Origin of the sequence: Paraburkholderia tropica, from assembly GCF_914484835.1 — a bacterium.
GTDB classification, from domain to species: Bacteria; Pseudomonadota; Gammaproteobacteria; order Burkholderiales; family Burkholderiaceae; genus Paraburkholderia; species Paraburkholderia tropica_A.
The window spans coordinates 1-26,178 of record NZ_CAJZAR010000080.1 but is presented as its reverse complement, the minus strand read 5'-3'; the positions used below and the strand labels follow the sequence as shown (position 1 = coordinate 26,178).

The 26,178-nt window shown below is 65.7% G+C and carries 21 protein-coding genes; 7 read left to right on the top strand and 14 right to left on the bottom strand.

The window, feature by feature from the left end; all coding sequences use genetic code 11:
• Positions 1-476: 476 nt before the first annotated feature.
• Together LDO54_RS31040 and LDO54_RS31035 are read right to left on the bottom strand one after the other, a co-directional pair.
• On the bottom strand, positions 477-770 hold the full coding sequence (locus tag LDO54_RS31040) for an RNA-binding protein (RefSeq protein ID WP_224015272.1): 294 nt from the start codon (positions 768-770) through the stop codon (positions 477-479).
• 318 nt (positions 771-1,088) lie between these two features.
• Positions 1,089-1,697: a hypothetical protein gene (locus tag LDO54_RS31035; RefSeq protein ID WP_436975733.1), complete on the bottom strand. Its 609-nt coding sequence runs from the start codon at positions 1,695-1,697 to the stop codon at positions 1,089-1,091.
• Between the two features lie 498 nt (positions 1,698-2,195).
• On the opposite strand from LDO54_RS31035, the gene LDO54_RS31030 reads away from it, so the two are divergent.
• Complete coding sequence (locus LDO54_RS31030; RefSeq protein WP_224015270.1) at positions 2,196-2,702, top strand: DUF1993 domain-containing protein; 507 nt, start codon at positions 2,196-2,198, stop codon at positions 2,700-2,702.
• Between the two features lie 33 nt (positions 2,703-2,735).
• Here the strand turns inward: LDO54_RS31030 and LDO54_RS31025 are convergent, their stop codons facing one another.
• Positions 2,736-3,362 (bottom strand): LysE family translocator, encoded by a 627-nt coding sequence (locus LDO54_RS31025; RefSeq protein WP_224015268.1) that lies wholly within the window; start codon positions 3,360-3,362, stop codon positions 2,736-2,738.
• Positions 3,363-3,498: 136 nt separating this feature from the next.
• On the opposite strand from LDO54_RS31025, the gene LDO54_RS31020 reads away from it, so the two are divergent.
• From LDO54_RS31020 to LDO54_RS31010, 3 genes are read left to right on the top strand one after another with little or no spacing between them, the layout of a single operon-like run.
• Positions 3,499-3,963: an Lrp/AsnC family transcriptional regulator gene (locus tag LDO54_RS31020; protein ID WP_224015266.1), complete on the top strand. Its 465-nt coding sequence runs from the start codon at positions 3,499-3,501 to the stop codon at positions 3,961-3,963.
• 34 nt (positions 3,964-3,997) lie between these two features.
• Positions 3,998-4,231, top strand: a complete 234-nt coding sequence (locus LDO54_RS31015; protein WP_224015264.1) for a hypothetical protein — start codon at positions 3,998-4,000, stop codon at positions 4,229-4,231.
• A gap of 23 nt (positions 4,232-4,254) precedes the next feature.
• A complete protein-coding gene (locus tag LDO54_RS31010) occupies positions 4,255-4,668 on the top strand; it encodes an NUDIX domain-containing protein (protein ID WP_224015262.1) in 414 nt (137 codons plus the stop codon).
• Here LDO54_RS31010 and LDO54_RS31005 read toward each other — a convergent pair.
• Positions 4,665-5,849 carry a pyridoxal phosphate-dependent aminotransferase gene (locus LDO54_RS31005; protein ID WP_224015260.1) on the bottom strand — a complete coding sequence of 395 codons (1,185 nt, stop codon included), beginning with the start codon at positions 5,847-5,849 and terminating at the stop codon, positions 4,665-4,667. The two genes, LDO54_RS31010 and LDO54_RS31005, sit on opposite strands and share 4 nt — an antisense overlap.
• A gap of 169 nt (positions 5,850-6,018) precedes the next feature.
• Positions 6,019-7,206, bottom strand: a complete 1,188-nt coding sequence (locus LDO54_RS31000) for a fumarylacetoacetate hydrolase family protein (RefSeq protein WP_224015258.1) — start codon at positions 7,204-7,206, stop codon at positions 6,019-6,021.
• Positions 7,207-7,335: 129 nt separating this feature from the next.
• On the opposite strand from LDO54_RS31000, the gene LDO54_RS30995 reads away from it, so the two are divergent.
• Entirely contained in the window at positions 7,336-8,082 is a 747-nt protein-coding gene (locus tag LDO54_RS30995) for an IclR family transcriptional regulator (protein WP_224015256.1), read from the top strand.
• Positions 8,083-8,113: 31 nt separating this feature from the next.
• On the opposite strand, the gene LDO54_RS30990 is transcribed toward LDO54_RS30995, so the two are convergent.
• Positions 8,114-9,898: an IlvD/Edd family dehydratase gene (locus tag LDO54_RS30990; protein ID WP_224015254.1), complete on the bottom strand. Its 1,785-nt coding sequence runs from the start codon at positions 9,896-9,898 to the stop codon at positions 8,114-8,116.
• Positions 9,899-10,041: 143 nt separating this feature from the next.
• A complete protein-coding gene (locus LDO54_RS30985; RefSeq protein ID WP_224015252.1) occupies positions 10,042-11,043 on the bottom strand; it encodes a LacI family DNA-binding transcriptional regulator in 1,002 nt (333 codons plus the stop codon).
• 209 nt (positions 11,044-11,252) lie between these two features.
• Here LDO54_RS30985 and LDO54_RS30980 point away from each other — a divergent pair, with 209 nt between their 5' ends.
• Positions 11,253-12,086, top strand: coding sequence for an isocitrate lyase/PEP mutase family protein (locus LDO54_RS30980; RefSeq protein WP_224015250.1), 834 nt, complete (start codon positions 11,253-11,255; stop codon positions 12,084-12,086).
• A 67-nt stretch (positions 12,087-12,153) separates the two neighbouring features.
• On the opposite strand, the gene LDO54_RS30975 is transcribed toward LDO54_RS30980, so the two are convergent.
• From LDO54_RS30975 to LDO54_RS30950, 6 genes are all read right to left on the bottom strand, one after another.
• Positions 12,154-12,960 (bottom strand): YfaP family protein, encoded by an 807-nt coding sequence (locus LDO54_RS30975; protein WP_224015278.1) that lies wholly within the window; start codon positions 12,958-12,960, stop codon positions 12,154-12,156.
• Between the two features lie 54 nt (positions 12,961-13,014).
• Complete coding sequence (locus tag LDO54_RS30970) at positions 13,015-13,824, bottom strand: YfaP family protein (protein WP_436975735.1); 810 nt, start codon at positions 13,822-13,824, stop codon at positions 13,015-13,017.
• A 63-nt stretch (positions 13,825-13,887) separates the two neighbouring features.
• The gene (locus LDO54_RS30965) at positions 13,888-15,651 is read right to left on the bottom strand and encodes a DUF2300 domain-containing protein (RefSeq protein WP_436975731.1); all 1,764 of its coding nucleotides are present in this window, start codon (positions 15,649-15,651) and stop codon (positions 13,888-13,890) included.
• Positions 15,652-15,659: 8 nt separating this feature from the next.
• A complete protein-coding gene (locus tag LDO54_RS30960; RefSeq protein WP_224015246.1) occupies positions 15,660-20,390 on the bottom strand; it encodes an alpha-2-macroglobulin family protein in 4,731 nt (1,576 codons plus the stop codon).
• A 122-nt stretch (positions 20,391-20,512) separates the two neighbouring features.
• On the bottom strand, positions 20,513-21,160 hold the full coding sequence (locus LDO54_RS30955) for a DUF1175 domain-containing protein (protein ID WP_436975734.1): 648 nt from the start codon (positions 21,158-21,160) through the stop codon (positions 20,513-20,515).
• A 44-nt stretch (positions 21,161-21,204) separates the two neighbouring features.
• On the bottom strand, positions 21,205-23,097 hold the full coding sequence (locus tag LDO54_RS30950; RefSeq protein ID WP_224015244.1) for a DUF2138 family protein: 1,893 nt from the start codon (positions 23,095-23,097) through the stop codon (positions 21,205-21,207).
• 569 nt (positions 23,098-23,666) lie between these two features.
• Here LDO54_RS30950 and LDO54_RS30945 point away from each other — a divergent pair.
• Entirely contained in the window at positions 23,667-25,727 is a 2,061-nt protein-coding gene (locus LDO54_RS30945; protein WP_224015242.1) for a glycoside hydrolase family 28 protein, read from the top strand.
• Positions 25,728-25,792: 65 nt separating this feature from the next.
• On the opposite strand, the gene LDO54_RS30940 is transcribed toward LDO54_RS30945, so the two are convergent.
• A complete protein-coding gene (locus LDO54_RS30940; protein ID WP_224015240.1) occupies positions 25,793-26,050 on the bottom strand; it encodes an RNA-binding protein in 258 nt (85 codons plus the stop codon).
• Positions 26,051-26,178: the final 128 nt, after the last annotated feature.

The following is a 26,178-nucleotide window of genomic DNA, read 5'->3' as shown; positions in this document are numbered from 1 at the left end:
CGCGGCGGCGGGCGCGGACTTGGAGCCGGTGACGGGCGCAGTAGCAGGCGCAGTAGCAGGCGCGGCCTGAACCGCCCCCGACGTCACGCGCCCCCCCGACGCCGCGACGGGACCAGCCGCCCAGGCGTTCGCCGTCGTCAAGGCCGCACAAGCGGCGAGACAAAGCGCGCGGCGCGTAAGACCGCCCAACTTCGCGGCATCCCCCCGGACACCCGCGTTCATGCGCGCCGTCACGCAGCGCGACAAAAGGACTTTCATCGAGAACCCGGCACGTTATGCGTTTTGTCTGAAATGGATGAACTGGCACGGCCCCGCAATTTCGGTGCCGCGTCAGGTTCGTTCGCCATTACACCAGACAAAGGAGGCGTGCCGCCGCGGCTGCGGCATAGCGTTCGCGCAGCGCGGAACGACACAAACGAAAACGTCGCCGAACGGCGACGTTGTGCGGACATACAGAACGATGAGCGGATATGGCGCTATGGGCGCCACGATGCGGCCTGACGGCGGCGCTCGTCTTCGTCCTCGCTCTCGAAGGGCGCGGCGCTCACGCGCAGCGCGACGCCGGCGAGCCGGCGGCTCTGTAGTTCGCGCGCGACCGTTTCGCCGACATACGGCACTTCGGAATCGAGTTCGAGATCGGCATGCGCGTTAGGCGTGCCGACGTCGTACACCGTGACGCTCTTGGCGTAATGCCCGAGTTCGCGCTCGAAAAAATCGCGCACTTCCTGTTCGCTACAGGTCTCGGGCACATTCCAGACGGTCAGGTGCATAACGGCTTACCAGGGGCGGCGCGGACGATCCGCGCGAACGCGCACAGGTTGCAGGCTCGGACGAGCCTTGGCGCGAGTCCAAACCGCCTGACCAAGCAGGGCCGCAACGGCAAGCAGCAGCAGGCTGGACGCAAACATTTTGCTTTCTCCTTTTATTGATCACAGTCAGGATAGTCCCATTTGGCGGCGTGTGCGCTGCGTCATTTTGTCGAGCGACACACGGCCACGCTGTCAGACGCAACGACGCAATGGCCGTGCCCATGCGGGCGCGGATTCGCGCGGCTTGACGAAGATCAGCGAAGGAACGCGGGGACAGGGTCAGGGCTCGTCGTCGCGGCTCGCGGAGGTGGTGTCGCCGCCGTCGGTGCCGCACTGCATGCGCGTGAGTTGATCGTACTGATGCGACCAGTTGCCCGCGATGGCGGCCTGCGCCTCGGACAGCGTAATGCGACCCGCGCAGACACAGCGCTTGAGGCGCACCGTGAGCAAGGACTTGCGGCGCTCGCCCGCGTGACCGCCCCAGGGCAGCAAATCGAAATTGGCGGTGGCGTCCGGCGAACCGCCCAGCAGGATCGGCACGCGCCGGTCGAGCGCGTACGTCACGCCGTCCTCGGCGTCAATGCCGCGCGCCGTGAGCAGACGGGTCTTGAGCGCCATCGCCTCGTCGAAGGGCGGCGCGACGCTGTCGGCGTAACCGGCCCGGCAGATCGTCTCGGAGACGGAATCCTGTGTGACCCGCACGTCGAGCAGACGCGGGTCTTGCGCCCTCGCGGGCGCGCTGCCGAGCAGGCTGCCCGCGGCGGCCGCCAGCACCATGCCGTGCAGCGTGCGTGTCCAGTTGCGCGAACGTCGCGCGCGCGCACAATGGGCGCCGCCTGTTGCCATGCGACGCACGGCGCGAGATATGTCTGCCAATTCTGCGTTCATGGTTCAGCGCATCGTACGCTGCCGTAAGATGCGCATTGGATGGTCAATGCCGTCTAATTAAAACACATTCGAATTTTTGCGTGGTGAAACCGCACCACAAGCTTTTTTACGAACGATAGAAAACCGGCGAGTCCCAATATTTCGCCGATTCGCATTAGACGCCCGCCATCTTGTCCCGGCAAAATCCGTCACGCACGGCGAGATTGCGCCAAGCCTTCGGATTCAAAGGCGATTTTTACTTCGCATTGCCAACCAATAACAAGCCGATGCTGACAGACCCGCGCATGCCCTCCCCCACTGTTCACGTCGCGCCACGCATCACTTTCATCCCTTGACGGTCATCGCGCAAGATCGGCCGTTCGGCCGATGGCAGCGTCATACCCGATGGCGCATAATGACTCGCTCGCTGGCTTCGGCCCGGAGCCGGCGGCCATCGTCGAAGCAAAGCAACTGAGCCATACACAGCATCGCCATAACGCGAAGAAACGAGGAATCCCCATGTCCATCACCCTGTATCAAGCTTCGGTGCCCGTGCTCACGCGCGGCCTCGCCAACCTGCAAAACATCATCGGCAAGGCGCAGGCGCACGCAGCGGAGAAGCAGATCGATCCCACGGTGTTCACCGGCGCGCGACTGTTCCCCGACATGCTGCCGCTGCTGCGCCAGATCCATATCGCCACCGACACGGCGAAGGGTTGCGCCGCGCGTCTCGCGGGTGTGGAAGCGCCGAAGTTCGAAGACGTGGAAGTCACCTTCGACGAATTGCACGCGCGCATCCAGAAGACCATCGACTACCTGAACACCTTCACGCCCGAGCAGGTCGACGGCAACGAGGAAAAGACCATCACGCTGAAGATGCGTTCGGGCCCGATCGAGTTCACGGGCCTGAGCTATCTGCTCAGCTTCGTGCTGCCCAACTTCTTCTTCCACGTGACGACCGCGTACGACATCCTGCGTCACAACGGTGTCGAGCTGGGCAAGCTGGACTATCTCGGCAGCCGCTAACGCGAGCCTCCGCCGCCGGCGCGCATCAGTCGTTCAGTCGAGCGAGAGCCGCACCGCGAAACCGATCAGGGCCGAGGAAAAGGCCCACTTCTGCACGGTTTGCGCGAGCGGATGCTTGCGCAGCAACACGGCGATGCGCGCCGCGCCCAGCGCATAGATCACGTCGAAGATCGCGCACACGATCACGAGCACGACGCCCAGTTCGAGCACCTGCAGCGAGACGGAGCCCGCCTCCGGGCGGATGAACTGCGGCAGCAGCACCGAGCAGAACAGCAGCGCCTTCGGATTGAGCAGGTTGGTCAGCAAGCCCTTGAGGAAGTCGGCGCGCAACGGCCGCGCCGCCGCCGCGCCGGCCTCGTCCGGCAGCGCGAACACCGGCGCGCGGAAAATCTGCACCGCGATATACGTGAGATACAGCGCGCCCGCATAACGCACCCCTTCGTAGAGCCACGGCGCGTTGCGCAGCAGCGCCGCGAGACCGCAGGCGGACAGCGTCACGTGTGTGGCGCGCGCGAGGCCGAGCCCGCAAGCCGCCGAAAAACCCCGGCGCACGCCCCGGCTCATGCTGGTCTGCATCACGAGCGCCATATCCGCGCCGGGCAGCGCGCAGACCACGATCAGGGCGGCAATGAACATGAGCAGCAAATGGGCGGAAATCATGATGGCCTCGCGTGAAAGAGGCTCTATGATGCCGCCAACGATGGAGTGATTTCTGGCGTAATCGTCGAGAAATCCCATATGAGTGAGCAGATTGCCCTAAAATCTACTCATCCATAACTGGAAACCACCTCCCGTCATGAGCGACCTCGACAAACTGGACCGCGCGATCCTCGGCGCGCTGCAAACGGACGGCAGAATGCCGAACGCGCGGCTCGCCGAAACCGTCGGCTTGAGCGAGACGCCCTGTGCGCGCCGCCTCAAGCGGCTTGAGCAGGACGGCTATATCGAGCGCTATCGGGCGATGCTCTCGCGCCGCGCGCTCGGCTACGGCGTGGTCGCCTATGTCTCGGTGCGTTTCGCCGTGCACGATCGCGCGCTCGCAGACCGTTTCGAGCGCGAAGTCTGCGCGATCGAGCGGATACTGTCGTGCCACAACGTCGCCGGCACGGCGGACTATATTTTGATGATCGTCGCGCGCGACCTCGACGACTACGGCACCTTCATGCGCGACGAATTGCGTTCGTTGCCGGGCGTGACCTCGGTCGAATCGGCGCTGTCGCTGCGCGAGGTGAAGTCCGAGGGCAGTTTGCCGCTGCCGTGAACGCCCCACTTTCTTTTTCAAACCGGAGCTATCGATGAACCCAGAACAGGCGCGAGCCGAAGAATCCGCCGCGATGGACCGCGTGCTAACCGCCACCCAGCGCGTGAAGACGGCCTTCAACGCCTTGCAGACGCAGTTTCCGCCGCAGGGCGAAGGCCGTCCGTCGCAATTCGCCTTGACGGCATTCGACGCGGCGCTGCAAGAGCTCGAAGACGCCCAGGCGGCGTTCGACGAACTGCTGAACGATCTGCTCGACGGCAATCGCTAATTCAAGGACACAGGCCTGAATCCATGACGCACGACACCTGCGTGGATACGCCGATCGTCACGGTGCTCGGCGCCGGTGTCGTCGTCGAGCGCGACGGCGCGTGGCTGCTCGGACTGCGGCGAAGCCGCTGGGGTTTCGATACCTGGGGCTTCCCCGGCGGCAAGGTCGAAGCCGGCGAAGATCCGCTCGACGCCGCCGCGCGCGAACTGCTGGAGGAAACCGGCCTCACCTTGCTGGCGCCGCGCGCCGCGCAATGGGCGAGCGGCTGGCTCGAAGCGGACCGCGTGCGCCACGTCACGCTGTTCGTCGAGGGCGAGGCACACGGCACGCCGGTCGTGGCCGAACCCGAGAAGTGTGCACGCTGGGCGTGGTTCACGCGCGAAACGCTGCCCGCCAACCTCTTCGAACCGACGCGCCTGTATTTCGAAACGCGTTAGCGCCGTGTCGCCGTCAACTGGCGCGCGAAGGCCGCGATCCGCTCGCAGCCTTCGACGAGCCGCGCATCATCGACCACGAAGCCGAGCCGCACATAGCCGCTCGCCGTTTCGCCGAACGCGCTCGCATCAAGCAGCGACACCTTCTGCGCCTCGAACAACTGCCACGTGAACGCGTGCGCATCGAGGCCGGTGCCGCGCACGTCGATCATCATGAACATGCCCGCCTCGGGCAACAGGCAGCGCAAGCCCGGCACGTCGCGCAAATGCGCAAACACGAGGTCGCGTCGGCGCCGGTAAATCGCGCGCATTTCCGCGACCACGTGCTCGCGCTCCTCCAGCGCCGTGAGCGCCGCCTGCTGGATGAAGCCCGGCAGCCCGTAGAACATGCAAAGCGCGAGACGGCCCAGATGGCCGATCAGCGTTTCGGGCGCGATCACCCAACCGAGCCGCCAGCCCGGCATCGCATGCGACTTCGACAGACTGCCGAGCGTGACGGTGCGCTGCGCCATGCCGTCGAGCGTGGCGATGCTCACGTGTTCGCGCTCGAACGTGAGATCGGCATAGACCTCGTCGGCGACCACCCAGAGATCGTGGCGCTGCGCGAGCCGCGCGATGCGTTCGAGATGTTCGCGCGGCATCACCGCGCCGGTGGGATTGCAGGGCGTGGCGAAGAAAATCGCGCGCGTGCGCGGCGTGACCGCGGCTTCCAGCGCATCGCAATCGAGATGAAAGCCGCTGTCGGGATCGACGGGAACCGGCACGAGCGTCGCGCCCGATGCGCGAATCGCGGCCTCGTAAGTCAGATACATCGGCTCGGGCACGAGCACTTCGTCGCCCGCTTCGCATAGACAGAGCGACGAGGCGAACAAGCCGTTCTGCGCGCCCGCGCAAAGGATCACGTTCTGCGCGCTCACTTCGCGCGCGCCCGCCTCGCGCTGCATGCGCGCGATGGCTTCGCGCAAGGGCTCGCGGCCCATGATGGAGGTGTAATGCGTGTCGCCCTCGCGCAGCGCCGCCACCGCGCGCTCGACGATGGGCGCGGGCGTCGCGAAATCGGGGTCGCCGACGCTCAGAATGATCACGTCCTCGCCGCGCCCCGCCGCCTGTTGCGCGGCGTGATGGATTTCCCACGCCGACGTGCGCCGGCCCTGCAACCGCTCGACCAGATTCGAAAACTTCATCGTCCGCGACTCCCTGTGGCGAAGCGGCGGCGCGCACCTGCACGCCGCCGCCGTCCCGTATGCGTTGTGTGTTCGATGCGCCCTGCTGTGTCCTTCGCAGGCGCGCGCACAACGATACCAAGGAATCACTGCCCGGAAAGAAAGCGCGCGGGTGTTTCCGAATGAAACATCAGTTCGCCGGAGCGATGCCCCGCGCCGCGAGATTCGCATAGAGCGCGCGCACGCCGAAGGTCCACGGCGTGATCTCGTCGCTGAGCTGCACCGTGTTGACGAGCGCGCCCAGTTGCGGCGCGGAAATCGTCACGATGTCGCCGAGATGATGCGTGAAGCCCGAACCCGGCGCATCGCGGTCCTGAATCGGCGAGAACATCGTTCCGAGGAACAGCATGAAGCCGTCGGGATATTGATGATGCTTGCCGCAGGTTTGCTCGACGAGTTGCTGCGGATCGCGGCTGATTTCTTTCATATGGCTCACGCCGTCGAGCACGAAACCGTCGTCGCTGCCCTCGACGCGCAGCGCCACGCTCGCCGCGCGCACCGAATCGAGCGTGAAATGCTCGTCGAACAGGCGCACGAACGGACCGATCGCACACGACGCGTTATTGTCCTTGCACTTGCCGAGCAGCAGCGCCGAACGGCCTTCGATGTCGCGCAGATTCACGTCGTTGCCGAGCGTCGCGCCCACGGTCACGCCATGCGCGTTCACCGCCAGCACGATCTCCGGTTCCGGGTTGTTCCAGACCGACGCGCGCAGCAAGCCGATATCCGCGCCAAAGCCCACCGCCGACATCGGCTGCGATTTGGAAAAGACTTCGGCATCGGGGCCAATGCCGACTTCCAGATATTGCGACCACGCGCCGCGCCGCTGCAACTCGGCCTTCAATCGCATGGCCGCGTCCGAACCCGGCTCGATCTGCGAAAGATCGCCGCCGATCATCTCCATGATGGTCGCGCGCACGTCGGCGGCTTTCGCGCGGTCGCCGCCCGCCTGCTCCTCGATCACGCGTTCGATCAGGCTCACCGCGAAGGTCACGCCGCACGCCTTGATCGCCTGCACGTCGCACGGCGCGAGCAGCCGCGCATCGGCGTTCGGCGCGCCCGGCAGGCTGGCCGCGAGCACATCCTTCACGTCGCCCAGCAACGCGCCCGGCGCCGTGCGCGCGATCTTGACCGCATCCGCGCGGTCGAACAGGTCCGCCGTCGTCGCCACGGTGCGCGTGATGTCGAACACCTGGCCGTCGCGCACGACCACTACGCTCGGGCCTTCATGTTCGCCGTCGCGCCGCCAGACGCGCCCGACGAGCAGCGCCTGTTCGAGATCGGCGGGAAGGTAATCCGAAACTGACAAATGGGCCATGACGGGCAACCTGTATCGAGAATGTCGTTGAGGAGCATCGATCGTAGGATCGCGCGTGAACGATGTCCAACAGGATGTTAGTATTTCCAACCTGTTGGATACACGAACGGATGCACGAACCACCGGACCATGACGTCAGCTTACGAAGTGCCCGCGCTCAAGCGCATTCACGACATCCTCGACGTGCTCGCGCACGCGCCGTCGCCCGTGCGCGCGGCCGCCATCGCGGAGCAGACCGGCCTGTCGCGCAGCACGCTGTATTTGATGCTCGATTCGCTCGAACGCCGTCGCTGGATCGAGAAGCGCGCGGACGGCTACATCATCGGCGTGACACTGTTCGAACTCGGCAGCGCGTATGTGCGTCACGACCAGTTGCAGGAAGTGTTCCGGCGCGAAGCCGCGACCTTCGTGGCCACGCACAACGAAGTGGTGCAACTCGCCGTGCTCGACGGCGCGGAGGTGGTCTATATCGCGCGCGAGGACGCGTCGCGCCCCGTGCGGCTCGTGTCCGATCTGGGTTCGCGGCTGCCCGCGCATTGCTGCGCGCTCGGCAAAGCCTTGCTCGCCAGTCTTTCGGATGACGAAGTAATCGATCTATTGCCGAAGCAGCTTGCCGCGGTCACGAGCCACACCGTCACGCGGCGCCAGGATCTGCTGCAAGCGCTCGCAGCGGTCCGCCGCTCGGGACTCGCGCAGGAGCGCGAGGAGGTCACGGCGGGCCTCTCCTGCTTCGCCGCATTCGTCGGCGTGACGGTGCTCGGCAAACGCGTGGCGGTCAGCACGAGCCTGCCGCTCGAACGCCTCGACGCGCGCCGCGAAAAACGCATGGCGATCGCCATCGTCGAGATGGCGCATCGCATCGGCAAATCGCTCTGAACGCCGGGACTTCACCGCCCACGCGGACGCGTCAGTGCGAATGACGCGGTTCGCCGCGCTCCGCGATCACGCGCAAATACAAGGTGGCTGGTTCGAGGCAACCGCCCGTCGAAAGCTGACCGACCGTCTGCCGATACAACTCCTGCCACGGCGTTTGCGAAGGCGGCGCGTGGAATTCGGCGGCGGCGCGGCGGCTTTCGAGTTCCTGCGAATCGATCAGGAGTTCTACGCGACGTGCATTCAGATCGACCTTGATGCGGTCGTTCGTGCGCAGCAGCGCGAGCCCGCCGCCCACCGCCGCTTCCGGCGACATATTCAGTATCGACGGACTCGCCGACGTGCCGCTCTGCCGCCCGTCGCCCATGCAAGGCAATGAGGTCACGCCGCGCTTCACGAGTTCGGCGGGCGGCGCCATGTTCACGACTTCCGCGCTGCCCGGATAACCCACGGTGCCGCAGCCGCGAATCACGAGCATGCAACGCTCGTCGATCGCAAGCGACGGATCGTTGATACGCGCCCGATAATCCTCGGGTCCGTCGAACACGATCGCGCGCGCCTCGAACGCATTTTCCGCGCCCGGCTCGCTTAGATAGGTCTGCCGGAATGCCTCGCCGACCACGGACATCTTCATGATCGCGCTGTCGAAGAAGTTGCCCGAGAGCACGATAAAGCCCGCACCATGCTTGAGCGGCGCTTCGCACGTATGGATCACGTCGCGATCGGCGGCAACCGCGCCGTCCGCGATATCGCCGATCGTGCGCCCCGACACCGTCTGGCAATCGCCGTGCAGCAGCCCCGCGCGATCGAGTTCGCGCAGCACGGTCGGCACGCCGCCCGCGCGGTGGAAACTCTCGCCTAGGTATTCGCCCGCCGGCATGGTGTTCGCGATCAGCGGCACCTGCTCGCCAAAACGCTGCCAGTCTTCGAGCGTGAGATCGATGCCCATGTGACGCGCAATCGCGATCAGATGCGGCGGGCAATTCGTCGATGCACCCAGCGCCGACGCCACGACAATCGCGTTTTCGAACGCTTCGCGCGTCATGATCTTCGAAGGCCGCACGTCGTAGCGCACGAGATCGACGATGCGCTTGCCGGTGCTGTACGCCATCTGCCCGCGCTCGCGATACGCGGCGGGAATGCTCGCGCAACCGGGCAGCGACATGCCGAGCGCTTCGGCGAGACAGTTCATCGACAGCGCGGTGCCCATCGTGTTGCAGTGGCCGATCGACGGCGACGACGCCGTGGTGAGCGCCATGAATCCTTCGTAATCGATTTCGCCCGTCGCCAGCAGATTGCGTGCGTGCCAGATCACCGTGCCCGAGCCCACGCGCTTGCCTTCGTACCAGCCGTCGAGCATCGGTCCGCCCGAGAGCACGATGGCGGGCAGATCGACCGTGGCCGCCGCCATCAGGCACGCGGGCGTGGTCTTGTCGCAACCGGTCGTGAGCACCACGCCGTCGAGCGGAAAACCATGCAGGATTTCAACGAGCCCGAGATACGCGAGATTGCGGTCGAGCGCGGCGGTGGGACGGCGGCTCTGCTCCGCGAGCGGATGCACGGGAAACTCCATCGGAATGCCGCCCGCGTCGCGAATGCCCGCCTTCACGCGTTCGGCCAGCGCGATGTGATGACGGTTGCACGGCGCGAGATCGCTGCCGGTCTGCGCGATGCCGATGATCGGCCGGCCCGACTGCAATTCCTCGCGCGTGAGACCGTAATTCATGAAGCGCTCGACGTAGAGCGCGGTCATGTCCGCGTGCGAAGGATCGTCGAACCACTCCTGACTGCGCAGGCGGCGCGGATGCGGCTGAGCCATGATGTCTGTCTCCATTGAGTGCGGACGGCACACAGCGCACGGTCGTTTTTCTGATGCTGTGTTACCGATAACATTTCAATGGTAGCACGGTGCCACGGCGCGATGCAGCCAGGGCAATTACGGCATGAAGACGTGACGCAAGATCAGGCGCTGTCGCGCGGCACGACGGCGTAGTGGATGCGCGTTTTCACGACGCGGCGCGCGCCGGTGTGCTCGCTTTCCTCGGCGGCAAGCGCGCCCAGCATCGCTTCGCCGGTGCGGCGGCCGATGCCGTAGGCGTCGACGGAAACCGTGGTGATGGCCGGATGGCAGCAGCTCGCGATTTCGAAATTGCCGAAGCCGGCCACGGCGATATCCTCCGGCACGCGCAGGCCGCGCCGCTGGCACTCCATGATCGCGCCGAACGCCGACATGTCGCTCACGCACATGACGGCCTGCGTGTCGGGCCAGCGTTCGAGCAGTTCGGCCATCGCCGGGCCGCCGTGACTCATCGTGATCGGCGAGTCGCCGAGGCGCACCGCGCGCGGCTCGCCGAGCCCGAGCGCCTTCAGCTCCATCTGATAGCCCTTCAGGCGATCGAGACCGCGCCGGTCGAGTTCGCTCGCGCCGCCCAGAAAACCGATGCGCCGATGCCCCTTGTCCGCGAGATAGCGCACCATCTCGCGCGCGGCGGCGACGTTGGAAAAACCCACCGACATGTCGATCGGCTCGGCGGGCAGATCCCACATTTCGACCACGGGCACGCCCGAGCGCTGCAACAGCGTGCGCGTCGCCTCCGTGTGCTGCGAACCGGTGAGCGCGATGCAACGCGGCTGGTGGCGCAGCATCTGGCGCACGAGGCGCTCCTCGCGTTCGAACGAATAATCGGTGTCGCCGATCAGCAATTCGAGGCCGCGCGGTTCGAGCACGGCGGTCAGGCCGCTCACGGTATCGGAGAAGTTCGAACTGGACAGCGACGGCACCAGCACCGCCACGAACGACGAGCGCCCCGAAGAGAGCGCGCCCGCCGCTGCATCGGCGACATAACCGAGTTCGTCGATGGCGCGCTGGACGCGTGCCCGCGTGGCCTCCGAGGCGCTGCGCCCGGCCAGCACGCGGGAAACCGTCATCTTCGACACGCCCGCGAGTTGAGCGACGTCAGACATGCGCGGCGGCGTGGATTTCGAGGCGGGCGTTTTGGCCATCGTCGGACTGGGCTGGAAGAAAACAGCGCATATGATAGCGGCAGCGGCGCGGTCGGCTTCGAGGTCGACTTCGAGGGCCGCTTCGAATGTCCGCTTTCATGTTGCTGTTGCGTTTCTTTTTTTGCCGCTGACGCACACTGTGACAGCGCGCCCAAACCTGGAGACACGTCATGCCTTCTTCTCCCCGCAGCGTCGCGGACAAGCGCGCCGCCTTCCGCGCCCTGCACGAATCCGGCTGCTTTCTGCTGCCCAATCCGTGGAACCCGGGCAGCGCCCGCTATCTGGAAAGCGTCGGCTTCAAGGCGCTGGCCACCACGAGCTCGGGCTTCGCGTGGTCGCGCGCGCACGCCGACAACTCGCTGACGCGCGACGCCGTGATCGCGCATCTGCGCGAGATGGTCGCCGCCACGGACTTGCCGATCAACGCGGACTTCGAGAACGGCTTCGGCGCCGACGCGGCCGGCGTGGCGCAAAGCGTGGGCCTCGCCGTCGATGCGGGCGTCGCGGGCCTTTCCATCGAGGATGCGTCTGGCGATCCCGCGGCACCGCTGTTCGCCATCGACGTGGCGGTCGAACGCATTCGCGCCGCGCGCCGCGCCATCGACGAACGTGGCGGCGACACGCTGCTGGTGGGCCGTGCGGAAAATTTCCTTACGGGCGAGCGCGACCTGCACGATACGATCGCGCGTCTGAAGGCCTATGCGGAAGCGGGCGCCGATTGCCTCTACGCGCCCGGCATCCGCACGCGCGAAGAGATCGTGGCGATCGTGACGGCGGTCGCGCCGAAGCCCGTGAACGTGCTGGTGGGATCGGTATCGGAATTCACGCTGAAGGATCTGGCGGCGATGGGCGTGCGCCGCGTGAGCGTGGGCGGCGCACTGGCGCGCTCGGCGTGGGGCGGCTTCATGCGTGCCACGCAAACGCTGCTCGAAGGACGCTTCGATGGTTTCATCGACGCAGCGCCCGGCAATCAGCTCAACGATTTATTCAGCGCTCCGAACTGATTTTATCGACGATGAAACCCGCCGTGAGTCCTGGCGCTGACTCACGGCATCGCATCACGGCATCGCATTACGGCATCACAAAACGCTTAACGAGCGTAAGCTCGCCCGCCTTGCGCATCGGCACGCGAATCGTTTCACACTTTTCGTTCGGCGTGTCTTCGTCGGTGATGATCGTGATCTGCGCAACCGTCATGTCGCTGCCGCTGTTGCCGCTGCCGTAGTAATTCACATAGACCAGATACGTGCCATGCAGCGGCGCGGCGCTCGAATAGATTTCCGGGCCATAACCCGTCGTCACGTCGACGTCGAGCGCGCCACCGTTCGGCGCGACGCGATCCGCGTAGAACGTATGCACGCCGTCGGGCGACACCACATGCAGGTCGAGGTCGGTGCCATCGGTGTCCCACGCGAGCACGATGCGCAGACGCGCATGCGTCTTGCCCGCGTAGGCGTCGTAGAACTGCACGCGCTTTTTCGTGCCGTCCGCGCTGCGCAATTCCACGCTATTGCTGCCCGCGCCGAACGCGAACGGCCGCGAGAAACGGCCGTCTTCTTCGATGCGTTGCGGCATCGGCGTACCGTTCACGACGAGCGTGCCGACCGACGTGCCCGGCTTCGTCTTCGGCGCGGCCTTGATATGCCCCGCGATCAGCGCGTTGACCGACTGCCCTTCCGGCGTGCTCACGCCCACCGCCGGATAGTGCACGTCCTGCGTGTAGCGCGCCTCGTCGCCAGCCGAATTGCGCCAGCCGTTCAGCGGCGCACTGAAGTCGATGGTGTCGGCCTGCGCGGCGCAAGCGGCCGCGCATAGCGCGAGCGCGGAGAGCGCTCGGCCGCCGCGCAAAAGACCACGATAAAGCCGGTTCGGAATCATGTGAGTTCGCTGTTCAGTCGTGTCGATCATGGATGCCGTCTCGTCATGCAGGCCTCACAGCCGCTCGCTTTTCACGAGCACGAGGTCGCCGATCTTGCGCAGCGGCACCACGCGCGTTTCGCGGCGCTCGTTCGGCGTGTTCTCGTTGAAGACGAGCGTGAGCGTGGCGGTGATCACGTCGCGATCGTGCGCGCCCGGATCGAAGTTATAGCCCGTCGAATCGAAATTGCCCCAGTAATTGAGGAAGAAAAGCCAGGTGCCGTGCTCGGGCGCCGCCGACGAAAAAATGCCCGGCCCCGCGCCATCGACGGAATCCACGTCGAAGCCGCTGCCATCTTCCAGCGTGGGATTCGCGAAGAACGCGTGCAGACCGTCCGGCGTGATCACATGCAGATCAACCTGCGCATGCGGATCGTCCCACGTCACGATCGCGCGCAGCTTCGCTTGCGGCTTGTTGCGATCCGCTTCGTAGAACTGCATGCGCTGATGCTTCGTGCCATCGGCGGAAATGATTTCGATGCTGTTCGAGCCCGCGCCGAATGCCCAGGGCCGCGCGAAAAAGCCTTGCTCGTCGGTATAAAGCGGCGTGGGATTGCCGTTCACGACCAGCGTGGGCGGACGGCGCGCATGCGGATCGACATGCTTCAACTGCCCTTCGATCAAGGTGCGAAAGCGCTGCGCGCCGCGATCGACAGGCGGACGCGGATAGGCCGCCACATACTGCTCGCCTTCGTTCGTGAGGCCGCTGTGACGCCAGCCGTTGAACGCGCCGGTGAGACGCGCGAGCGTGCCGGTTTCGTCGGCGTGCGCGTGCGTGGCCGCGAGCGCGCAGCATGCGATGCAGGCCAGCACGAGCGCACGCATCCACGTGCTGCGCGGCGTGGCGGCGGCAAACGGTTGAGGTTGCGCGAACGGTGTCGTCGTCATTCAACTTCCTGTGAGTATCAGCTTGCGCGCGGTCTGCTCGATGAACGCTTCGTCCTGCCCGCGCGGATGATGCGCGAACGCGAGATGCAGATATTCGTGCGCGAGCGCGATGCGGTCGTCGTCGGAACGCAGGCGGCGGATATAGACGCGATTGCGGCCCGCATCGGCATAGGGCTTCCCAGAAATTACTTCGCATACCGCAGGAATTTCCGGTTCCTCATAGCCCGCTTCGCCCGCGAGACGTTGATCCCATTTTGGCGTTTCGCGGCGCAGCCAGTCGCGCGCGCCGATCACCGGCTCGCAGTCGCCCGCGAGCGGACTCGCGAACGACGTGAGCGTGGCTTCAGGCCAGGTGCGCGCGAGAATCGCGTCGAAGCTCAGGCCGCGCTGCGCCGCCGCGCGCGCATCGAGCCAGCTCATCTGCCCGGGCGCGGCCTTGTCGTGATGGAACTGCACGGGCACGCCCGCGAGCACGAGACCGTCGGTGAAATCGGCGGCGTTGCGCGACGCGGCGCGCGGCACGCGTGGCAACACGCGTTGCGTGCGGCTGCTGTCGTCGATGCGGTAACAGCCGCGATCGCGGCCCGCATGCTGCACGAGATAGCTGCGCGCGGCCACAGCCAGCGCGCGCGCCGCCTGCGGCTCGGCCGTATCGCCTTCGCGCTCCACCACGCGCGCCACGTAGTCGTTCATGCCGAAGCGCCCGACAATGCGCGGCTTGCCGGCTTCGTCGCGATCGAGCAGCAGTTCGCCGTGGCTTTCGATGGGCAACGCGTTGCCGTTTTCGAAGCTCACGCTATAGGTGCCGTCGAGCAGTCCGGCTTGCACGGGACGTCCGCCTGCGCGCGTGTCGAACACATTTCGTATCGGGTACCGGGAGAACATATCGACGACCACACACGCGCGGTCGTCCGGCACGGCGCTTTGCGCGATCAGCGGCGCGATGCGCGGCGCGGCGGCGGCGAGCACGCGCACGCTGCCACCGCGCCCGCCGAGCCAGACCGGCGTGCCGTCCGCGAGCCAGCCCGCCGCGCCGCCCTCGTAGCCGCCCGGATTCGACGGATCGGGCATCGTCCAGGTCTTCGCGCGCAGCTGGCTGCCGTAGAGCGAAACCGTGCCTTCGCCGCGCCCGCTCGTGACGACCGAGACCAGCGTGTTCGCGGTGTCGTCGCGCGCCCGCGCAGGCACGCTTTGGAGCGCCGCGAGCAGTTCGCTCACGCGCACGCGGCGTTCGGGCCGCAGCGCATAGAGATCGAGCAGCCACGCGGGCGCCTTGCGTGCGCGCCAGTACTGGCGCCAGCCCGCCGGATCGAGTTCGAGACGATGCGGTTCGAAGAACAGGCCGCACGATTGCACGAGCGCGTGATCGCGGTCGATGTGGCCGCCCGTCATGCAGCAGTAGACCTCTTCGCGGTCGTGGCCGTCGCACTGGTAATCGGGCGCGGCGATCTGGCGGTCGACGAGGTACGCGTAGACGAACAGCTTCCAGACGCTGCCGAGCGGCGTCTCGAGCGTGGCGGGCAGCGGCTCGCCGGGGCCTTGCGCGGCGGTGTCGCTGCCAGCGGCGAGCGTCCACAGACGCGCGTCCGCGCCGTCGCGCAGCCAGGCGAAGCGCAGCGCCGATGCGGGCGCGACCGCATGGTTGTCTGCGGCGCTCACTGCGCCGACAGGCTTCGCTGCGTTCGCGGCCAGCGCCGCTTGCGGCCCCCAGGCCGCCAGCGCGAGCGCGAGTGCCGCGCCCCAGCCGACGATGCGCGCTTTCACCTCACGCCTCACTCGATGCGCAGCGTGACCATACGGTCGCTGCGCCCGCCTTCGTACGCCTTCTGCTCGGGCTGATACATGCGGAAATAGCGCGCGGGCGGCAGCGTGAACGTGCCCGGCAACGCGAAGCGCACGAGCTGGCGCAGCGCGACCGGTTTGTCGAGCAACGGCACCGGCTGGTGATAACTGAGATCGCCCATTTCATAGCTCGCCGCGCGCGCGAACGGCTGCGGACCGCTGCCGCCCTCGCCCGTGCCAGGCAGACCGTCGATGCTCACACCCCAGCTCGTCGCTTCCACCGAACCGCCCGGCGGCAGCGGCACGTCGAGCAGGCCGTAATGCAGCGCGCCGTTGCCTTGCGGCGTGAGCGTGACTTCGTCGACATAGAGCGCGTTGCTGTCGATCGCATCGCCGGACTTCACGCGATGCGCCGCGAACGTGAAGCGGCCCGCCTCCTTGCCCGCGTCGGTCGACGGCTTGATCGGATCGAGTCGATACAGCGTGCGTTCGAGCTTCACCGGCAAGCGGCTCGCCTGCGCCGCGCGGCTGCGATACGAAACCAGCGCCGTCGCGTCGGGCCGCGCGCCGCCGATATCGAGCGAGACCGGCAGCGCGGCACCCGTCCACTTCCAGACGCTCGCGCCCGTGGGCGTGGCCGCGCGCGTCCAGCCACTGCCTTGCAGCGTCGGCAAGGGCTGCTGCGTGTCGCCGGTGCGCGAACCGGCCATCGCCTTGCGCAGCCACAGCAGCGTGAGCGCGCGATCGACAGTCGGATACGTTGCGCTGCTTTGCAGAAGCACGGCATTCGCGTCGACGGGCGTGCCCGCGTCGCCGGCCATCGCCAGCAGGCTCTGGATCAGCGGCGTCGGATTGCCCATCAGCGAGGCGCGGGCGCGCGCCGCGAGCGTGTCGAAGCCTTCGGGCAGGCTCGCGTTGGTCACGCGCGCGGTGTAAGCGGTCAGCACCACGGCCGCCTGCAAGCCGCGCGCCGAATCCGGCGCGGCGAACACGAGGCTGTCTTCCGGCGCATAAGCGGCGCTCTCCGATTGTTTGGCATCCTGATCAAACATCGACGAGGCTTGTTGCGCAAGCTGACCCGCCACGCCCGCGACCGGCGTCGCGACCGGCTGGCCCATTTGCTGCAACAGCCAGAGCGCGAGCGCGCGATGCAGCAGCGGCTCCTTCGCACCGTTGTCGCGATAGACGTCGAGCGCGTGCTGCCAGTTGCTGTCCGGCAGCGTGATGCCGACGCTGCGGCTCGCGAGCCAATCCGCGTAATACGCATACGCCGTGATGAACGCGCTGCCGCCCGTGGTATCGCCCCACCAGCCGAATGCGCCGTTGATGCCTGCGAGTTGCGCGAGACGCTGACGCTGATTGCGCAGCCGCGCTTCGATGCCTTGCGTCGCGCTCTGCGGACTCGCGGCATCGGCGTCACGGCCCAGCGCATCGTGTGCGAGCGCGAGCGGAATCAGGCGGCTCGACGTTTGCTCGGCGCAACCGTACGGATAGTCGATGAGGTCGTCGGCGACGCGCGCGAACTGGCTCGTGCCGTTCGAGACGAGACGCACGCGCACGTCTTGCGCGTCGGGCGCGAGTGCGAGCGGCTTCGGATTCGTGTCGAGCGTGACGGGCACCTCGCGCAGATCGAGCCAACCGGGCGCACCGAGATTCACCGAGGTCTGCAAACGATCGACGGGCTTGCCGTTCACGCTCAGGCTCGCATCGACGAGACCCGGCGTGAGCGTCGCGCGCGGCAGCGCCAGATAATTCGCGCCGGGCTTGAGCGTGACCTTGCGATCGATCGCGAGACCCGCGCCGTTCACGGTCCATTGCGCGTCCACATCCGCGTTGCCCTGGTTGAACGCGAGCATGTCGATCACCGGCTGATCGCCGCTGCGGAAACTCGCGGGGCCGCTCCACTTCAGGTAGAGCGCTTTATCGGAGCGCACGTAGGCGGTGCGCTGGCCCACGGTGCCATCGGCGGCAATCGCGCGCACGGTGATGCGCCAGCGCGCGAGCGCGTCGGGCATCTTGAAGGTCATACGCGCGTGACCGTTCGCGTCGGTTTGCAGATCGCCTTGCCATGCGGCCGTGTCGATGTCGTCGCGACGCGGACGTTCGAGCACCTTCACGCCGCGCTCGTTGTACTGGCCGCGCTGCGGACCGCCAGGCGCGCCGCGCATCGCCGACACCGCGAGGTCGTAGGTGATGAACGAAAGGCTCGACGTCGTGCGCACGTTATTGCGGCGCGGGTGATAGAAAAAGTCGACGATGTCCGGCGCGATTTCCGGTTGCAGCACGTAGACCATTTCGTCGACCACGCTCACGGTCAGATGCGCGGGCAGCGGCTTGCCGCCCAGCGTGCTGCCGAGATCGAGCGTGACGGTTTCGCCCGGCGCGTAGACCGGCTTGTCGCTTTTCACCGCGAGATCGATCGATGGCTTGGCGACCACGATGCCCGCGTTCTGGAACACGTATTCGCCGTCGTGCACGTAAAGCACGGAGAACGTCATGTTCGGCGCGAACTCGGGACCGACCTTGATGCGCGCCTTCCATTGCGTGGGCGCGACGCGCGTGAGGCTCAACCAGTCCGCACCCGCCGAGAGCAGCGCGCGCGCTTCGACGCTGTCGCGTTCGAGCGTGAGCAGCGCATCGTCCACCGCATAGGGGAACGTGATGAGCGCCTCCGCCGTGTCGCCGATGCGATAGCGGTCGCGATCGAACACGATCTCGACGCTGCCAGGAATCGCCTTGAGGCCGTCACCCGCAACCCAATGGCTCGACGCCGCGAGCAGATTGCCCGCATCGTCCTTCACCGAGAGCATGTACGAGCCCGGCTCGGCGAATTCGAGCGGGAAATTCACGCGGCCATCGGCGCTCGCGGCGGGCAGCGTGCCCTCCGCCTTGGTCTGCGATTCGAGGCGCAGCCATTCCCACTTCGCGGGCTTGTGCGCGGGAGCGTTGGCGTTCGCGTTGCCAGTCGTGCTGGAATTCGTGCTGGAATTCGCGAGCGTCGCGAGCGTGAACGTCACGCGCTCGTGCGGCTGCGAGAACGACTTCGCCGTGGTCAAACGATACGGCGTCGCGCCGCGTGCGATCAGCACTTCGCGCGTCACGCGCACGCGATACGCAGCGCCATCCTGCGCGAACAGCGTGAGCGCATAACGGCTCGGGTCCTTCGCGGCGGGCAGCGTGAGCGTGACGTTGCCATCGCTATCGGTTTCCAGTTCCTGCTGTTCGAGCTTCACCGGAAAGAGACCCGCGTAGCGCAATTCGCCGTCGACGATCGCCACTTTCTGCGCGCGCAGCGTCACCGACACCTTGCCGTTCTTCACCGGCTTGCCGTCGGGATAACGCAGCGAGATCTTACCCTTGGGCGTGTCGCCGGTCGCGTAGTCCGGCTTGTCCATCGTGAGGTTCACGTCGAAGTGCGGCTTCACGTATTCAGCCACGCGGAACGCGCCGCCGTAGCTGTCGCCGTTGTAGTCGAAGCGCAGCGTGTAGCCGCCGCCTTGCGCCGCGGACGGCAACGTGAACGTGGTTTCGCCGCCCGTTTCCGAGGCAAAATCCACGCTGCGCGTCGCGATGGGCGCGCCATTCGGATCGAGCACATCGAGCTTGAGTTGCGCGGGCGCGGCCGGCGTCGACTGATTCGCGCTCTGGAACGTGCGGCCGATGAACTTCACATGCACCGCGTCGCCGGGACGATAGAGCGGACGATCGGTGACCGCGTAGATCTTGGTGTTGTAGATCTCGCTGTCGTAGTAGAAGTTTTCCGATACGAACACGCCGCCTTGCGGATCGCTGCCGATCACGTAGCTGCGCTCCGGCGAAACGTGCTGAAGCACGAGCGCGCCGTCAGCGCCCGTCGCGCCGCTTTGCAGCACGCCCACGCCGTCGGTCCAGCTCACATCGGTATTCGCCACGGGCTTGCCGTTGTCGCGGCGCGCGGTCCACACGAGCATGCCGCTCGACGCGGCCTTGACCACGGCGACCGTATCGGACACGAACAGCAGCGTATGCGCGCGGTAATTGCCAATGATCGCCTCGACGAGATAGAGACCCGGCGGCAGCTTGCCGACCGGAATCATCACATTGCCCGACGACGCCTCGATGAAGTTGCTGCTGCTCCCCGCGAGATTCACGCCCTTGGGCGGCTGAATGGTCTTGGCGTTCCAGATCGGATAGCGAAAACGCGTGACCAGATCGTAGCCGCGCAGCGGCGCGAAATGCGATTGCGGCTCGAAATGCGTCGCCGCGCCGGTCTGCTCGCCGAGCTTGAACTCGGGCTTCGCCTCGGTCACCTTCGTGCGCGTCGCGAACGACAACACGCGCTGCCACGCGCGGCGCGCGTCGCTGACCCAGCGATCCCAAAGATACGCGAGCGTGTTCGCGAGCCCTTCGCCCTGATAGTTCGGCTTGATGTTCAGGCGATGCAAATTCTTCTGCGCCTTGAGGAATTCGAGCGGCTTCGGCACCTTGTAGACGACGACATCCGCGCCGCCATAGGCTTCGAGTTCCGACTGGAATTCGCGGCCCGGCGCTTCCAGCCGCACCTGCGCAAGCTGATTGCTGCCGTAGCTCGCATCGGAGAGCAGGAAGAACGGCTGGCCGCGCACGACCTGACTGTCGTAGCCGCTGGACGTGGGCGCGCCGAGCGTGGGATTCGCGTCGATGTTCTGTTGCGCGGCGTTCGCGCTGTCACTGTCGTCGGCCCAGGCGGGCGTCGCGCTCATGCCGACACACACGGCGAGCAAAGCGAACAGTGACGCGAATCGTGCGCCGGGTTTCGCACCGGAAATGCGCGCGAAAAATGGGGAAAACACAGGGCGGGCGAGCAGACGTTGCATGGCGGCACTCATGGCGTCAGAAACGCGAAACGAAACACACCGACGAAATTCGGATTGCCGTCGAACGGCTGCCAGCGGGAATCTTTCCATTGCATCAGATCGGAAACGGCCACGGCGCGCAGACCACTGTCGGTCGGCGTAACGGTGCCCGTGTGATAAGCGATGTAGCGATCGAGCCAGATCATCAGATGCTGGTCGTCGCCTTGATCGAAGAACAGCAAGTCGCCCGGCAGCGCCTGGTTGACGTCGCGCGAGACGAAGCGGCTGTTGCGCTGCACGAGCGCGATGGCCGAGGCATACGCGCCCACGCTGCCGTCGATGCGCGTCCAGCGGTTCGCGAGCGCGCGTTGCTGCGCGTTCAGTTGCAACTCGGGCGGCAGGCGGCTCGCATCGGCTGCGCTGTTCATGCCGTTGGCCTTGAGCCAGCGCGCGTCGTGTTCGCGCAGCGCCTCCATGGCCGCGAAGCGCACGAGTCCCGCGCAGTCGCGTTGCGTCCAGCGCGGCGTGGGCCCGCTGCGCATCTGCTGATCGACGATGCGCACGAACCACGCGCGGAATACGGTGGATTGCTCGGGCGTGAGCGCGTCGGGGTCGGGCGCGGCCTGGGTCGGCATGAGCGCGTACGCGGGCTGCGCGAGCGCGGCGCTCGCGAGCATCGCACCCGCCGACGCGCAGCGCAGAAGGAACTCGCGGCGCATCGTCATTCGCCGCTCGTGCCGGGCTGCGCCGGTTGATCGGTTGCGGCTGCGTTGTCCGCGTCGGCGTCGTCGTTCTGCGCGGCGCCGAGCGGACGCCCCGCCGCCGCGTCGCCGCGCGGCCCGGCGCTCGCGCGCGGCTCGAAGTGCCATTCGACCGGCACCCAGCCCAGCGAGGACGGCAGCGAATCGGGCAAGCTCAGCGCGAGCGGCGGATAGCTCGCGACCGCGTGCAGCTTCGGCAGCAAATGCGTGCGCGCGGCGTTGCGGAAGATCGCTTCCTGATCGGCCGGCAGCGCGCGGCCCGACTCGCGCTCGACGAGCGCGGCGGCGGCGGACGGCGTCACCGACATCATCGTGGTCGAGAGACGCTGCGGCGCGAGCGTATCGGCGATCGCGGGATAGCGCTTGTCGAGCACGGCGAGCGTGTCGTCGACGAGGCGCGCATCGGGCGAGAACACCACGTAGCCGTGCGCGAGCGCGAGCGTCACCGGGAAGTAGCGCGGCGCGGAAAGCTGCGCCGCGTACGGCGAGCCCGCGCTTTGCGCCGTGCCGGAGCGCGCGCTCACGGCGCGCGTCCAGAGCGTGACGCCAGCCGATACGTCGCGCGATTGCACCGGCAGGCGGCGATAGCCCGCTTCATCGCCGGCCTTCGCTTCGTAGGCGCCGATCGCGTCGCCGAACACGCTCGCGAGCGCGCCCTTGAGCGCCGCGAGTTGCGTGGCGTCCTGCGTGGCCTCGGGTTTGAGGCGCGCGACGAAGACAGGCGCGACGAGCGTCGACTTCGCGTACCAGCACACGCCCGCCGGTCCCGCGAACTGCTCGCGCAGGATCTTCGACGCGCCCTGTTCAGCGTCGCCGAGCTTGCCGAGCAGGTCGGCGGCATCGTTCCAGTCGACCGGCAGGCTCGCGCAGGCCGCCGCGTTCGCGGGCAACGCGCGCCAGATATCGGCGCTGTTCCAGTGCTGCGGCAGATGCGCGGGATCGATCAGCGCGGCCGTGCTCCATGCGCCGCTTGCGTCGGTTGCGTCGGTGCTGGCTTGGGTGTTCGTGTCGCTCGCGGCGTTGCTGCCCGACGCGTGCGAGGCGGCGAAATCGAAGCGCAGCGCGTTGATGCCCGAGAAAAAGGCCTGATAACCGAACGAGAGATAGTTCACCGAAACGATCACGCGATGGCCGCTCACCTCGGGCGACGCGTTTTCCAGGCGATAGCTCCGCAGTGCGTCCGCGCCGCCGTCGTCGAGCATCTGCGCGAGCGCCTTCGCGCGTTCGCCGATCGCCTTGCCGTCGGCGTCGAGCAGGATGCCCGGCTCGGACATGACAACCAGGCGGTCGCCTTTCGCCGCGAACAACAGCGTGTGGCCGACCGCGAGCTTGAGCGCGTAGACGGGCACGTCGCCGGACAGCGTGCCGGCCTGGTTCAACTGCGTGTCGCTCGCGGCGACGTTGGCCATTGCCTGCATCAGCTTCGCGAGGCCATTGCGGCGCATCGTCATGACCCAATAGCCGAGCCGGCCATCGGGCGAGCGCCACAACAGCACGCGCGACGGTTCGTCGAATACGCGCTTGATGATTTCGTCGCGCCAATCGAGATCGTGTTCGAACGCGAGACGGCGCACAGCGCCTTCGGCGGAAAGGCGCGTGGAATTCGATTCGTAATAGTCGACGAAATCGCGCGTAAGCAGGCTATGCAGCAAAGGCACGCGAATCATGTCGCGCGGCAGGCGGGAAAGCGCCACGCTGTCGATGATGGCGTCGGGATATCGAATATCGAATGCGACTTCGTGTGAACGAAACGCCCCTTTACCGCCGAATGGCCGCCAGATCGCCTGAATGGCGACCAGCGCAACGATTAACACCGCGGCCGTGATGGCGGCCCTTTTGCGCGTGAACTTCATGGGATCGATCGCCCTGAAATTGAATATGGGTCTTGTCCTGCACCGCTGCGCGACTCACGCCGACGGGAATTAATCGCCGGATGCCTCCACATTTTTCACGAACGGCTTTATGCAGCTGGCCGAATATTAACTGAAAGCTGTTTTAAAAGCATGTCGAATTTGTGATTTTTTGACAATATCGATTATGCATATTGCTTATCAGATTTAATAAACACGGAAAGTCATCGATTAATTCATTTCGACTTCGCTGTGATGTACGTCATTAGCGATTCGAAATTCAACACACCGATGATGGCGCACGCGCCGCCTTATTGCCCGGATGCGCCACACCGTGCGCGCACCTCGCTCGCGATCTCTCTTTCAAACTTGTTACACGCAAGGTCGTCAATCAACATGGCATAAAACCGGGGATCAGGGTCACTACCTGGACATAGTTGCTTGACACTTTACGTCTTGTCTAACAACAATTCCTGCTCGAATCCGCGACCTCAGCGTCGTCGGAGTCGCGCTCAAGCACAACGAGAAGACACCTAAGTCCACTAGCGAGACAAAAACAGGAGGCGTTACCCATGCCAACGCAGAACAACGACAACGGCCTCGCCCCGGCGCGCGCATCCGGCGCACCGGCCTCTCCAGCCCGCCGCAGCTTCATGGCCTTCGCGGGCGCCACGGCGGGCGCGAGCCTGCTCGGCACCCTGCCCGGCTGCGGCGGCTCGACGACCGCCGCGAGCAGTTCGAGCGCGGGCACCGCCGCCTCCGTCGATCCGATCTGGGGCGCAGGCGGCGCGGCCCAGCAGATCATCGACGCGGTACAGCACGTCGCGCTGTCGATGTTCCCATCCACCGATTACGTGGTGACGAGTTACGGCGCGCAAGCGCTCACCACGCAGGTCGTGGCCGCGACGGCGTGGAGCCCCGCGATTCCCTGGCTCGGGCAGACGGCTTCGCCGACGAGTCCGGGCGCCGACCAGATGGTGTCGTCATCGCTAACGGGCACGGCGTACGATTCGCGCACGGCGTTCAACCGGGCGATCGTGGCGGCCAACGCAGCGGGCGGCGGACGCGTGGTCGTGCCGGCGGGCAACTGGTATTGCGGCGGACCGATCGTACTGCTTAGCAATGTGAACTTTCACCTGAGCGCGAACTGCACGATCTATTTCAGCCCGAATCCCGCCGATTACGCCGTGGACGGGCCGCATGCGACGGCCAACGGCAATCTGTACTGGACGCGCTGGCAAGCCAACGATTGCCTGAATTTCGGCTCGCCCATTTACGCGTATCAGCAGCAGAACATCGGGCTCACGGGCGAAGGCGACAGCTCGATTCTCAATGGTCAGTCGATGACGCCGGCGCAGGCGAACGGCGTCACGCCGTCGTTCTGCTGGTGGACCTTCAAAGGCACGAACGGCGCGTATGGCTGCGCGAGTTCATCGACGCCATCGCAAGCCTATGTGAACCCGAACAATGCCGCGCTCACCACGTTGAGCAGCTCGGCGATGACGAATCCCGAGGCCGCCACCCTGCTGCCGCTGCTCGATACCGGCACCGCGTGGGCGCAGGATCAGAACTATTTGCCGGCGCTCGCCGAACTGGGCGTGGCCGTCACGCAGCGCGTATTCGGCAACGGTCATTACCTGCGCCCTTGCATGGTCGAATTCATCGGCTGCACCAACGTGCTGATGCAGAACTACCATACGCAGAACACGCCGTTCTGGCAGCACCATCCGACCGATTGCAAGAACGTGGTGATTCAGGGCGTATTCGCGGACAGTATCGGCCCGAACAACGATGGTTTCGATCCCGATGCGTGCAGTTACGTGCTCGCCGATGGCGTGACCTTCAATACCGGCGACGACTGCATTGCGATCAAGTCCGGCAAGGCGCTGGATATCGAATATGGCCCGGCGCAATATCACGTGATTCAGAATTGCACGATGAATAGCGGTCATGGCGGCCTCACGCTCGGCAGCGAAATGAGCGCAGGCGTCCAGAATATTTACGCGCGCAATCTGAATATGCTCAACGAGAATTGGGCGACGAATCCGTTGAATATTGCGATTCGCATCAAGACGAATATGAATCGCGGCGGTGCGGTGCAGGACGTGTGGATTGACGGCGTGACCTTGCCTAATGGCGTGACGCTCGTCGGCAAGGGTTATGGCGCGAACAATATGATTGCGGGCAGTCCGATTACCGCTTCGGTGCCGGTCGGCACGACAAGTTCGGCGGGATCGAATCCGGCTGCCTCGCAAGGCGGCCTGATCACGTTCGATTGCGATTACAGTCCCGCCGGTGACGCGGTGCGCATCAGTCCGCCTGTCGTGAAGAACATCAATATCTCTAACGTGACGGCCAGCAACGTGACATCGGGCGGCACAACGGCTTCGTGCTTTCAGGCGATCGTCGCGCAAGGGCCGGTTGCCGCCGACTACAACGGCCCGGCGCCTGCGCCGACCGTGCTGCCGATCAGCGGGGTGACGATCACGAATTGCAATCTCGGCACGCCGGTCTGCAGCGGCACCACATCGGCGACAAATGCCGGGGTGATTTACGTGAACAACGTGAATGCGATTACGCTGAACAACGTCGTAATCGGCGGGACGACGTACAACACTTCGCTGGTGGGATAGCGTCGATTGATTGCGCCCGGCGTTGCGTCGGGCGCATTATCGGGTGCATGGAAATCAGCGGCGATTCAATCGGCTTCGCGCGCAGGGATGATTTGCGCGGTGATGGTGCGGTTATTCCAGAAGATGTGATGCACGCGAGGTTGCAGTGTGCGCAGTATTTCCTCGCTTGCACTCGCGTAGTGCAGCAGCGCTGCCGGATGCGTACCGGTGCCCGTCACGCGTTGAATCTGATCGAAGGACGGGAATCCGTACTTCTGCAAAAACGCGTTGATCTCTTCGTCGGGGACGTTTTCTTCTACGTTTCCAAGCAGCAAGTCGGCCATATTGCCTCTCTCCGCAGTCGATATCGACATGCACATTCAACGTTCGTATGACGATGATAGTGTGCAGTGCAACATCGTGCCTGGAACTTGCCAATTCGTAGATTTCACGCGCCCAAACGCCAGAACCC